This is a genomic window from Nonomuraea sp. NPDC049625 (genome assembly GCF_040675285.1).
Lineage (GTDB): Bacteria > Actinomycetota > Actinomycetes > Streptosporangiales > Streptosporangiaceae > Nonomuraea > Nonomuraea angiospora_A.
The window spans coordinates 38,009-48,685 of sequence record NZ_JBFAOQ010000039.1 but is presented as its reverse complement, the minus strand read 5'-3'; the positions used below and the strand labels follow the sequence as shown (position 1 = coordinate 48,685).

Sequence of the window (10,677 nt, the reverse complement as noted above, 5' to 3'; positions counted from 1 at the left end):
CTTCATCGACGGCAAGCTCGTCGAACGTCCCGCAGACTCGCCCGTCCCCACAGCCGCCTAGGAACTCACGATCCACAGGTCTTGACTATTGCTCGCCCGCAGCGCCGGCGCGGGCTCCATCTGAGAGGGATGACCAGGCATGTTTCTCACATTAACGTAAGTGGACGGTCCCATCCGTTTAGCCCGGTAGCGTCGCTCACGTGGAGATGAATGCGACTGAGATGCGCGCGGCCCTGTTCGACCGGTACGGGCCGCCGGAGGTGCTGTATGTGGGCACGGTGCCCAAGCCGGTCCCCGGACCCGGTGAGGTGCTGGTGCGCGTGCACGCCATCAGCGTGAACGGCGGCGAGCTGCACGGCCGGGCGGGCAAGGTGCGGCTCGTGACGGGGCTGACGCGGCGGGGCTTCCCGAAACGCATGGGGCTCGACTTCACCGGCGAGGTCGTCGCCCTGGGCCCGGACCCGGCCGAACCCGGCCCCCGGGTGGGCGATCGGGTGTGGGGCGTGCTGGGCCGCACGTTCGGCAGTGCCGCCGAGTACCTGATCGTCCGGCCCCGTCAGCTGTCCCTCGTCCCGGCGGGCCTGGACCTGGTGGAGGCCGCGGCGCTCCCGGTGGGGACGACGGCGATCACGGCGCTGCGCGACAAGGCGGAGCTGCGGCCGGGCGAGCGCCTGCTCGTACGCGGCGGCAGCGGCGGCGTGGGCGTCGTGGCGGTGCAGCTCGGCAGGGCACTCGGCGCCCACGTCACCGCCCTGGCCGGGGCGCGCAACCTCGACCTCGTCCGTGACCTGGGGGCCCACGAGGTCTACGACTACGCCACCACGCGGCCCGCTGATCTGCCGCGGTTCGACGTGGTCCTGGACACCGTGGGCACCGAGCACCCCGCCTACCGGCGCCTGCTGACCCCGTCGGGTCGCATGGTGGCGATCGCCTTCGACGTCAACCGGGCCGCCTCGACGCTGTCGTACCTCGCCGCCTCCACCGTGTACGGCCGGCGGCGCGTGCGCATTTTCAGCGGTCAGCCCACCCACCGCCTTTTCGCCGATCTGGCCCGGTACGTGGAGAGCGGCGCCATCCGCCCGGTCGTGGACACCGTGTTCCCGCTGGAGGAGATCGCCAAGGCGCACCGGGCCCTGGAGTCGGGCGGCGTGCGCGGCAAGATCATCGTCCGCGTCGTCTGAGACCAGGCGTCGCCCAGGGGCGGATGGTCAGGGCTGGATGAGGACCTTCAGCGCGGTCCTGCCGTCCATGGCGCGGTAGCCGTCGGGCACCTCGTCCAGCGTGACCGTGCGGTCGAACACCCGGCCCGGCTCGACGGTGCCGTCCAGCACGCCGGGCAGCAGGTCCTCGATGTAGGCGCGCACCGGGGCGGGGCCGCCGGTCAGGGTGATGTTGGGGCCGAACAGGCTGCCGAACCCGACCGGGGCGTCCTCGTACTGCGGCACGCCGACGCGGCTGATCACCCCGCCGGGGCGGACGATGCCGACCGCCGTCTGGTAGGCGTTCATGTAGCCGACGGCCTCCAGCACCGCGTGCACGCCCTGGCCGCGGGTCAGCTCGCGTACCTTCTCGATGCCTTCGGTGCCGCGCTCGGGCACGACGTCGGTGGCGCCGAAGTCGATGCCGAGCTTGGTCCGGTCGTCGTGGCGGCCCATCAGGATGATTCGCTCGGCGCCGAGCTGCCTGGCCGACAGCACGGCCAGCAGGCCGACCGCGCCGTCACCGATGACGGCCACGGTGGTGCGCGGGTTGACCTGGGCCTGCTTGGCGGCGTGGTGGCCGGTGCCGTACACGTCGGCCAGGGTCAGCAGCGACGGCAGCAGCTCGGAGTCCTCGCCGACGGGCAGCTTGACCAGGGTGCCGGCGGCCTGCGGGACGCGGATCGCCTCGGCCTGGCCGCCGCCGACGTCGCCGGAGGCCCAGAAGCCGCCGTTGGGGCAGGAGGTGTGCAGGCCCTCGCGGCACAGGGCGCAGGTGTTGTCGGCGTAGGCGAACGGCGCCACGACCAGGTCGCCGCGCTTGAGCCCGGACACCTGCCCGCCGAGGTCCTCGATCACGCCGAGGAACTCGTGCCCCATCGGCGTGCCCTGCTCCGAGGCCGGCAGGTTGTGGTAAGGGTGCAGGTCGCTGCCGCAGACGCACGAGCGCAGGATGCGGACGATCGCGTCGGTGGGCTCGCGCAGGACCGGGTCGGGCGCGTGCTCCACGCGCACGTCGCCGGCACCGTACATGAAAGTAGCTCGCATCAAAGGTTTTCCGTCTCTTGTCTTCGTCGTCGGGCGTGCGGCGGGGCGGCTCCGGGGCCACGGGCCGCGGCCACCCCCGCCGCCGCGTCGAATGCCAAGGTTTCCCCTGGTCAAGCTCCATAGAACAGGCTCACCCGGGCATGTGGCAGGGCCTGCCGTTACAGGTAATGGCAGAGCCCCCCATGAGGTCAGCGCTGGTCAGCGCTGGTCAGCGCCGGTCGGCGGCCGTCGGTTGCGCCTCGGCGAGGTCCTGGGTGGCGGCCCAGCTGGCGAGCATCCTGAGGCCGTCGGCGCCGGGACTGCCGGGGGCGGCGGTGTTGACGTTGAGGGTCAGGCCCGGCTCCGACGGCAGCTCCATCGATTCGAAGTCCAGGTCGAGCCGGCCGACCACCGGGTGACGCAGCCGCTTGCGGCCGCTGCGGTGGAACTGCACGTCGTGGGAGGCCCAGCGCTGCCGGAAGACTTCGCTCCGCGTCGACAGCCCGCCGATCAGCTCGATCAGCGCCCGGTCGTGCGGGGCGCGGCCCGCCGGCACCGGCACCTGGTGAACGGCCGCGGCACGGCCAAGGGCGACATCGCGTTCGTCGGCTACTGCCGGCACGGCCGCGGCGGCCCCGGCCGGCACGCGAGCCCGCGGGCCGAGGGGCGGCTACTGAAGCCCGGCGCGGACGGACGTGATGCGCTGGGTGTTGAAGCCGAGCCAGTGCATCCGGCCCACATACCGCGCGTGCTCGACCTTGAGACAGCGGTCCATGATCACGGTCACGCCGCCGTCCCCGGCGATCCGCGCGCCCTCCTCGTTGATCACGCCGAACTGGCACCACAGGGCGCCGGCGCGAATCGCCACGGTCTCCTCCGCGATGGCGGGCAGCGCGTCCGGCGCGCGGAAGACGTTCACGAGGTCCACCGGAACGGGCACGTCGAGCAGGCTCGGGTAGCTGGTCTCCCCGAGGATCTCCCTCTCGCGGGGGTTCACGGGGATCACCCGGTAGCCGTGCCGCCTGAGGTAGTAGCCGACGAAGTAGCTGGCTCGCAGCTCGTTGCCCGACAGGCCGACGATCGCGATCGTCCTGGTGGAGTGCAGCACGCGCTGGATCGTCAGCGGGTCCTGGTATCGCCCGAGATCGGTCATGGCGTCTCCACCTTCTTTCCGTTCGTCCCGGCGACGCGGGCGAAACCCTGCTCCAGATCCCAGATCAGGTCCTCGACGGACTCGGTGCCGACCGACAGCCGCACCGTCCCCGGCCCGACGCCGGCCGCCCGCAGTTCGTCGTCGCCGAGCTGGCGGTGCGTCGTGCTGGCGGGGTGGATGACCAGGCTCTTGGCGTCGCCGACGTTCGCCAGGTGGGACCAGAGCGTCAGGCCGCCGATGAGGTTCTGCCCGCCGGTCCGGCCGCCGGCGCAGTCGAAGGAGAAGACGGCGCCGGCGCCGCGCGGGAGGTACTTCTCCACCAGCGGCCGGTACCTGCTCTTGGGCAGGCCGGGGTAGGTCACGTTGGAGGCCAGGTCGTGCGCCTGGAGGAAGGCCGCGACGGCCCGCGCGTTGTCGACGTGGCGGTCCATGCGCAGCGACAGCGTCTCCAGCCCCTGCAGGAACAGGAAGGCGTTGAACGGCGAGAGCGCCGCGCCGAGGTCGCGCAGGGTTTCGGCCCGCAGTTTCATCAGGTAGCCATACGTCCCGAACGTCTCGTGGAACCGCAGGCCGTGGTAGGCGGGCGACGGATCCGCGACCACCGGGAACCGTCCGTTGGACCAGTTGAACGTGCCGGCCTCGACCACGACGCCGCCGATGCTCGTGCCGTGGCCGCCGATGAACTTGGTCGCCGAGTGGATCACGATGTCGGCGCCCCACTCGATCGGGCGGCACAGGTACGGCGTCGCGAACGTGTTGTCCACGATCAGCGGCAGCTCGTGCTCGTGGGCGATGGCCGCCACGGTCTCGATGTCCAGCACGTTACCGGCGGGATTGCCGATCGTCTCGCCGAAGAACGCCTTCGTGTTCGCCCGCACCGCCTGGCGCCAGGCGTCCGGATCGTCGGGATCGACCCATGTCAGCTCCACGCCCATCTTGCGCAGCAGGTGCTTGAGCTGGTTCACCGTCCCGCCGTACAGCGCCGAGGACGAGACGACGTGGTCGCCCGGCTGCAGCAGCGTGAACAGCGCGGCCGCCTGCGCGGCGATCCCGCTGGCGAACGCCACCGCGCCGCTGCCGCCCTCGAGGTTTGCCACCCGCTCCTCGAACACCGCGACGGTCGGGTTCATGATGCGCGAGTACGTGTTCCCGTACTCCTGAAGGTTGAAGTACGCCGCCGCGGACTCGGGGTCTTCGAAGACATAGCTGGTGGTCTGGAAGATCGGCACCGCACGGGCGCCCGTGTTCGGGTCGGGCCGCTGCCCGGCGTGCAGTTGCCGGGTCTCGAACCCGAACGCGCGGGCCTGCTCGGCACGGGGGAACTGATCGGTCACGAAGACCCCTTCCTCGACGTCGCCCCGGCCAGGAACCGGCGGATGATGGGCGTCTGCCGCGCCTCCTCGAGCAGGAAGCAGTCGTGGCCGTACGGCGCCTCGATCACCTCGAACTCGACCGGTTTGCCGAGGGCGCGCAGCGCCTGCTCGATCTCCTCCGACGCCGACGGCGGGTACAGCCAATCGGAGCTGAAGGCGATGAGCAGCGTCCGGGCGCAAACGCCTTCGAGGGCCAGTGAGAGAGACCCGCCGCCATGCTGCCGCGCGAGATCGAAATACGTCAGCGCGCGCGAGGTGTAGAGGTAGGTGTTGGCGTCGAAGCGCTTGACGAACGAGTCGGCCTGGTGGCGCAGGTAGCTCTCCACCTCGAACTCCGGCTCGGTGATCGTGTAGCGCAGCGCGTCGGCGGACTGCAGCCGCCTGCCGAACTTCTCGCTCAGCGCGGGTGCGGACAGGTACGTGATGTGGCCGACCATCCGCGCCACCCCCATGCCCGCATGGGGCGCGCGGCCCGTGCCGTAGTAGTGGCCGCCCTGCCAGGCCGGATCGCGCATGATCGAGTCACGCGCGATCGCGTTCCAGGCCACCCCCTGCGGGTGGAGGGCGTGCGTGCTGGCGATGGCCACGACCGCGTCGACCTGGCCGGGGAACAGGACCGCCCACTGCAGCGCCTGCATTCCGCCGAGCGAGCCCCCGGCCACCGCCGCGAGCCGGTCGATGCCCAGGACGTCGAGGAACGCTCGCTGCGTCCGTACCATGTCCGCGACCGTGACCACGGGGAAGTCCGGCCCGTACGGCCTGCCCGTCGCCGGGTCGATCGACGACGGACCCGTCGTCCCGCGGCAGCCGCCGAGCAGGTTCGTGCAGATGACGAAGAACCGGTCGGTGTCGAACGCCTTGCCGGGGCCGATCATCCCGTCCCACCAGCCGAGCCCCTTGCCGCCCGCGCCGTCGCGGTCCTCGGCCCCGAAACCGTCGCGCGTGCTCTGGCCGGACGGCGCCTTCGCCAGGCCCGCGGCATGGGCGTCACCGCTGAGCGCGTGACACACCAGGACGACGTTGTCGCGCCGGGGCGAGAGGGCGCCGTAGGTCTCGTAGGCCACGCGGACCGGGTGCAGCTCCCGGCCGCAGTCGAGGTGTAGCGGCTCCGGCAGGTCGAGGTACCGGGTTTCCACGGTGCCGACCGTGCCGATCGTGCCGGCCGCGAGCGCCGGGGCTGGCTGCGACATAGGGCTATGGTAGCCGCCACGGCGCGTGTATGGTCAAATACCTACCGGGAATGCGGGAAGATCCGGAAGGGGCGGGACATGACCACGGTCGCCAACGGCGTGAACGTGCAGGCGCTGCTGGACGCGCGCGAGGCTCTGAAAGGCGCACCCGAGGCCGCGCAGTTCGTCTGGCGGGCATCCTCCAGATGGCAGAACGGCGTCCACAGCACCACCACGGTCAAGGAGTTCTTCGGGCTCGGGCAGGAGCAGAGCCACCGGACCGAAGCGGTGTTCGACGCCGACCACCCCGAGGTCTTCGCGGCCGAGGACAACGGCATCACGCCGATCGAGTACCTCCTCGTCGGCCTGGCGAGCTGCCTGACGGCCGGCGTGGCGTCCGTCGCGCAGAACCGCGGCATCCAGCTGCGCTCGGTCGAGGCGACGCTCGAAGGCGAGCACGACATCCGCGGCATCCTCGGCGTCGACGCCGACGTCCGCAACGGCTTCAACGACATCAAGGTGACGTTCACCATCGACGCGGACGCCTCCAAGCAGGAGATCGAGGCGCTGGTGGCCCAGTCCCAGAAGCGGTCGGCCGTGTTCGACGCCCTCACCAACCCGACGAACGTCACCGTCGACGTCGCCTGAAAGCCTGAAAGGCCGAGCCATCGAGCACGTCACCACGGTCGTCATCGGCGCGGGCCACGCCGGTCTCGCCGCGAGCCACTTCCTGCGCGAACGGTCGCTCGATCACCTGGTGATCGAGCGCGGCGAGGTGGCGAACTCCTGGCGGCGCGAACGCTGGGACTCCTTCCGGCTGCTCACCCCCAACTGGCAGAGCCGCCTGCCGGGCCTTCGCTACGAAGGCCCGGAGCCCGACGGCTACATGACCACGAAGGAGGTGACGCAGTTCATCGAGCGCTTCGCCGCGTTCTCCCGGGCTCCCGTCCGGACCGGCACGAACGTCACGTCCGTCCGGCGTACCGGCGACGGATACCACGTGACCACGAGCCGCGGCGAGATCCGCTGCCGGACGGTGGTCATCGCCAGCGGGGCCTGCAACCGGCCGGCGGTGCCGCGGTTCGGCGACGAGGTGCCGTCGTCCGTCGAGCAGCTGACGCCGTTCGACTACCGTGCCCCCGATCGGCTGCCCGACGGCGGGGTGCTCGTGGTGGGAGCGTCGGCGACCGGCGTGCAGCTGGCCGCCGAGCTGCGCGGGTCCGGCCGGCCGGTGACGCTCTCGGTGGGGGAGCACGTGCGGCTGCCCCGCACCTACCGCGGGCGCGACGTGCTGTGGTGGATGGACGCCTCCGGCGTGTGGGACCAGCGCTACGACGAGGTCGACGATCTCGCGCGGGCCCGGCGGCTGCCATCGCCCCAGCTCGTCGGCACTCCCGAGCGCGGGACGCTCGATCTCAACGCGCTCACCTCGATGGGCGTCGAGCTGGTCGGCCGCTGGGCGGCCGTGCGCGACGGATGCGCGCTGTTCTCCGGCGGGCTGCGCAACGTGTTCTCGCTCGCGGACCTCAAGATGGAGCGCCTGCTGGGCACGTTCGACGAGTGGGCGCGTACGCGCGGCCGCGACGCCGAGGCCGGCCCGCCCGAGCGCTTCGCGCCCACCCGGGTGCCCGAGTCGGCGCGCCTGCGGCTCGACCTGCGGAGCGGCGAGATCCGCACGATCGTGTGGGCGACGGGTTTCCGGCCCGATTACGGCTGGCTCGACGTGCCCGTGATCGACGAGAAGGGCCGGCTGCGCCACGACGGCGGCGTCGTCGACAGCCCGGGACTGTACGCGCTGGGGCTGCCCGTGCTGCGGCGGCGCAGGTCCACGTTCATCCACGGCATCGAGGACGACGCGCGCGAGGTGATCGACCACCTCGCGCGGTATCTGGCCGTACGACGGTGATCCCCGGCCGCCCGGACGGCTCAGCGGGTCCGCAGCACCAGCTCGCCGATCTCGGGAAGTACGGCGTCCGCGACCGAGATCTTCTTCCGGATCAGCCCGTTGGCGTGGAAGAGGTCGGCGGCGTGCTGCTGCTCGGCGACGAACTCCTCGCTGACCGGGTGCAACCCCCAGGGGCGGGTGCGCAGCGCGTGCTCCCAGGCGTCGAGGTCGCCGTCGAACAGGGCGGCCGCCTCGCGCGGGTGCCCGGCGGTCCAGCGGTCGGCCTCCTGGAGCGCGGTGACGATCCTGGCCAGCTCGTCGGGCCGGTCGCGCGCGAAGTCGCGGCGGGTGAACCAGAGCGAGCGGTGGCTGAACAGGCCGTCGGTCTCCACGAGCGTCCTGGTGCGCGACTCGACCGGCGTCAGGTACGGGTAGGAGCCCACCCAGGCGTCCACGTCGCCGTTCACCAGGAGTTCGGCGGCGTTGCCGTAGGCGTCCACGGGGACGATGTCGCCCCAGCCGAGCCCGGCGCGCTCCAGCGCCAGCAGCAGCAGCGTGGTCTGCCATGAGCCGTGGCCGAGGGCCACCCGCTTGCCCTTCAGCTCCGCCACGGAGCCGATCGGCGAGTCGTCCCGCACCACCAGGCGGCCGTTCTCGACCCGTGGCTCCGAGATCGCCACGTACACGATGTCGTGCCCCTTGGCCTGGGCGGTGACCGGGGGAGTGGAGCCGGTGCCGATGAAGTCGTACCCGCCGTCGAACAGATGGTCGCCGTGGGCGGACGGGAGCGCCCTGGTGGGATCGACCGGCGCGCCCCGGCCCAGCGCGTTCAGGTCCACCCACTCCACGCCGGGCAGCAGGTCGCGGTGGCGGGCCACCCACAAGGTGTTGTTCTGCGGGAAGAAGCCGGCTCGGGTGGTCATGAGGTGCGTCCTTTCAGTAGCGGCAAAACCTGGCGGCCCACGCGGCGGGCCTCTTCGAGATGGGGGATTCCGGCCAGGATGAAGGCGTCCACGCCGAGGTCCAGGAGCTGGTCGAGGCGTTCGGCGACCTGGTGGTAGTCGCCGACCAGGCCGAAGGCGGGGCCGTCGCGCAACTGGCCGAACCCGCCCCACACGTTCGGGGCGACCTCCAGGGCGCGGGGGTCGTCACCGGCCCCGGCGAGGAAGGAACGGCTGCGCCGCACGCCGACGGAGTCGCCCCCGCCGGAGTCGTCGCCGCGCGGCCTGGCCGCCCAGCCCTGCCGGATCTCCTCCCACGCCTCCTCCTCGCTTTCCCGGGCCAGCACGTCCACGCGCACGGCGAACCGGGGCGGCGTGGCGCTGTGCGCGCGTACGGCGTCGAACTTCTCCGCCAGCGCGTCGAACGGCTCCAGCCAGGACAGGTAGTAGTCGGCGTGCCGGCCGGCGGCGTCGATGGCGGCGGGGGAGGAGCCGGAGAAGAAGATCTCCGGGAACGGCTGCCCGGCCAGCTCCTCCGGCAGGCCCGCGTCCTCCACCTGGTAGAAGCGGCCGTGGTGGGTGTGCCCGCCCTGCCAGACGCCCTTGAGCACGTCCAGGAACTCCGAGGTCCGCGCGTAGCGGTCGTCGTGGTCCACTTTGTCGCCCCACCAGAGCTGCGCGGGACCGCCGCCGCCGGAGATGACGTTGTAGACGATCCGGCCGCCGGTCGCCCGCTGCAGCGTGGCCGTCATCCGGGCCGCCTGCACCGGGTGCAGGAACCCGGGCTGGAAGGCCACCATGAAGCGGTAGGAGGTGGTCTCGCGGGCCAGCGTCGCGGCGGCGGCCCACGGGTCGTCGGTGTGCGGGAAGTTCGGCAGCAGCCCTCCGACGAAGCCGGACTCCTCGGCCGCCCGCGCGACCTCGGCCATGTAGTCGGCGTGGGTGTAGCCGTCGTCGCGGCCGTCCCGGGTGCCGGGGGCGGTGCCGCCCGGGGCGAAGCCGCCGCGGCTGCGGACCCTGCGGCGCAGCGACGGCTGGTCGCCCTCCATGTGGATGCGCCAGTAGATGTCAACCGGCAAGAGCCTGCTCCTTGAGATGCTCACCGAGGTGGTAGACGTCCTCGGCGGGGACGAAGAACTCGCTCACGCCGCGGCGGGCGTACTCCTCCACGTGGTCGAGCGAGGACAGCTGGACGCCGTAGCGCAGGCCCGGCAGCTCGGGGACGAGGGCGTCCAGGTCGTCGCCCTCGGCGAAGACGTGCACGTCCGCGTGCCGCCGCGACAGCGCGAGGGCCTCGGGGGAGATGCCGGAGAGCTGCACCTCGGGGAAGGGCGGCGCCGACAGCGGCGGGCCGAAGCCGCCCGCGGCGACCTCGTAGAAGTCGCCCCGGAAGTCGAACGGCCCGCCCTGCCAGACGCCCTTGGCGACGGTCAGGAACTCGCCGGCGCGGGCATGGCGATCGGCGCCGGTCAGGAAGTCTCCCTGCGCCCTGGCCACGGCCGGGTCCAGGTCAACCGCGAGCCGCCAGCCCAGCCGGCCGGCGGCGAAACGCTGCAGCGAGGCCGAGAGCTTGGCGGCGTAGACGGGGGTGGCGGCCGCGGCGTGGAACCCGGCGACCACGCGCAGGTGCCGGGTACGGCGCAGGACGTTCGCGGCGACGGTCAGGGACTCCTGCCCGCCGGGGTCGAACGGCACCAGCGCCCCCGCCAGCCCCGCCAGGTCCGCGGCCACGGCGGTCCGTCCGGCCGGATCGGTCAGGGCGGGCCGCACATCGGTGACGAACGCGGGCAACTCCGGCGCGGCGGTGCTCCTGGTGGGGAGGACGACGTGGAAGCGGGATGCCACGGGGCGGGTCATCACGCCACCGCCGCCAGGCGCAGGACCGCGGCGGGCCGCCCGGACAGGTGGTCGATCATGCGGCCGCAGATGAG

At 72.2% G+C, this 10,677-nt stretch carries 11 protein-coding genes; 3 read left to right on the top strand and 8 right to left on the bottom strand.

Going from position 1 to position 10,677, the window contains the following annotated elements; translation table 11 throughout:
• Positions 1–206: 206 nt before the first annotated feature.
• The gene (locus AB0J87_RS63260; RefSeq protein WP_363985530.1) at positions 207–1,181 is read left to right on the top strand and encodes an NAD(P)-dependent alcohol dehydrogenase; all 975 of its coding nucleotides are present in this window, start codon (positions 207–209) and stop codon (positions 1,179–1,181) included.
• 27 nt (positions 1,182–1,208) lie between these two features.
• Here the strand turns inward: AB0J87_RS63260 and AB0J87_RS63255 are convergent, their stop codons facing one another.
• The 5 genes from AB0J87_RS63255 to AB0J87_RS63235 form a co-directional block, all read right to left on the bottom strand.
• Positions 1,209–2,246 carry an alcohol dehydrogenase catalytic domain-containing protein gene (locus tag AB0J87_RS63255; RefSeq protein ID WP_363985528.1) on the bottom strand — a complete coding sequence of 346 codons (1,038 nt, stop codon included), beginning with the start codon at positions 2,244–2,246 and terminating at the stop codon, positions 1,209–1,211.
• Positions 2,247–2,454: 208 nt separating this feature from the next.
• Positions 2,455–2,847, bottom strand: coding sequence for a hypothetical protein (locus tag AB0J87_RS63250; protein WP_363985526.1), 393 nt, complete (start codon positions 2,845–2,847; stop codon positions 2,455–2,457).
• A gap of 48 nt (positions 2,848–2,895) precedes the next feature.
• Positions 2,896–3,378, bottom strand: a complete 483-nt coding sequence (locus AB0J87_RS63245) for a CoA-binding protein (protein WP_363985524.1) — start codon at positions 3,376–3,378, stop codon at positions 2,896–2,898.
• Positions 3,375–4,712: an O-acetylhomoserine aminocarboxypropyltransferase/cysteine synthase family protein gene (locus tag AB0J87_RS63240; RefSeq protein ID WP_363985522.1), complete on the bottom strand. Its 1,338-nt coding sequence runs from the start codon at positions 4,710–4,712 to the stop codon at positions 3,375–3,377. The genes AB0J87_RS63245 and AB0J87_RS63240 overlap by 4 nt, the downstream gene beginning before the upstream one ends.
• Positions 4,709–5,941 (bottom strand): homoserine O-acetyltransferase, encoded by a 1,233-nt coding sequence (locus AB0J87_RS63235; protein WP_363985520.1) that lies wholly within the window; start codon positions 5,939–5,941, stop codon positions 4,709–4,711. Before AB0J87_RS63235 ends, AB0J87_RS63240 begins: the two co-directional genes overlap by 4 nt.
• A 78-nt stretch (positions 5,942–6,019) precedes the next feature.
• Here AB0J87_RS63235 and AB0J87_RS63230 point away from each other — a divergent pair, with 78 nt between their 5' ends.
• Together AB0J87_RS63230 and AB0J87_RS63225 are read left to right on the top strand one after the other, a co-directional pair.
• The gene (locus AB0J87_RS63230) at positions 6,020–6,568 is read left to right on the top strand and encodes an OsmC family protein (protein ID WP_355196847.1); all 549 of its coding nucleotides are present in this window, start codon (positions 6,020–6,022) and stop codon (positions 6,566–6,568) included.
• A gap of 4 nt (positions 6,569–6,572) precedes the next feature.
• Positions 6,573–7,826, top strand: a complete 1,254-nt coding sequence (locus tag AB0J87_RS63225) for an NAD(P)-binding domain-containing protein (RefSeq protein WP_363985536.1) — start codon at positions 6,573–6,575, stop codon at positions 7,824–7,826.
• A gap of 20 nt (positions 7,827–7,846) precedes the next feature.
• Here the strand turns inward: AB0J87_RS63225 and AB0J87_RS63220 are convergent, their stop codons facing one another.
• Genes AB0J87_RS63220 through AB0J87_RS63210 form a run of 3 tightly spaced genes read right to left on the bottom strand, consistent with a single transcriptional unit; the run spans position 7,847 to position 10,603 of the window.
• Positions 7,847–8,728, bottom strand: a complete 882-nt coding sequence (locus AB0J87_RS63220) for an ABC transporter substrate-binding protein (protein ID WP_363985518.1) — start codon at positions 8,726–8,728, stop codon at positions 7,847–7,849.
• A complete protein-coding gene (locus AB0J87_RS63215; protein ID WP_363985516.1) occupies positions 8,725–9,825 on the bottom strand; it encodes an LLM class flavin-dependent oxidoreductase in 1,101 nt (366 codons plus the stop codon). The genes AB0J87_RS63220 and AB0J87_RS63215 overlap by 4 nt, the downstream gene beginning before the upstream one ends.
• Positions 9,815–10,603 (bottom strand): LLM class flavin-dependent oxidoreductase, encoded by a 789-nt coding sequence (locus AB0J87_RS63210; RefSeq protein ID WP_363985514.1) that lies wholly within the window; start codon positions 10,601–10,603, stop codon positions 9,815–9,817. Before AB0J87_RS63210 ends, AB0J87_RS63215 begins: the two co-directional genes overlap by 11 nt.
• Positions 10,604–10,677: the final 74 nt, after the last annotated feature.

What these genes read in the sequence shown, in the direction of transcription:
- AB0J87_RS63260 (WP_363985530.1), top strand. Translation starts at nt 207, where the DNA reads ATGAATGCGACTGAGATGCGCGCGGCCCTGTTCGACCGGTACGGGCCG.
- AB0J87_RS63255 (WP_363985528.1), bottom strand. Translation starts at nt 2,246, where the DNA reads ATGCGAGCTACTTTCATGTACGGTGCCGGCGACGTGCGCGTGGAGCAC.
- AB0J87_RS63245 (WP_363985524.1), bottom strand. Translation starts at nt 3,378, where the DNA reads ATGACCGATCTCGGGCGATACCAGGACCCGCTGACGATCCAGCGCGTG.
- AB0J87_RS63235 (WP_363985520.1), bottom strand. Translation starts at nt 5,941, where the DNA reads ATGTCGCAGCCAGCCCCGGCGCTCGCGGCCGGCACGATCGGCACGGTC.
- AB0J87_RS63230 (WP_355196847.1), top strand. Translation starts at nt 6,020, where the DNA reads ATGACCACGGTCGCCAACGGCGTGAACGTGCAGGCGCTGCTGGACGCG.
- AB0J87_RS63220 (WP_363985518.1), bottom strand. Translation starts at nt 8,728, where the DNA reads ATGACCACCCGAGCCGGCTTCTTCCCGCAGAACAACACCTTGTGGGTG.
- AB0J87_RS63210 (WP_363985514.1), bottom strand. Translation starts at nt 10,603, where the DNA reads ATGACCCGCCCCGTGGCATCCCGCTTCCACGTCGTCCTCCCCACCAGG.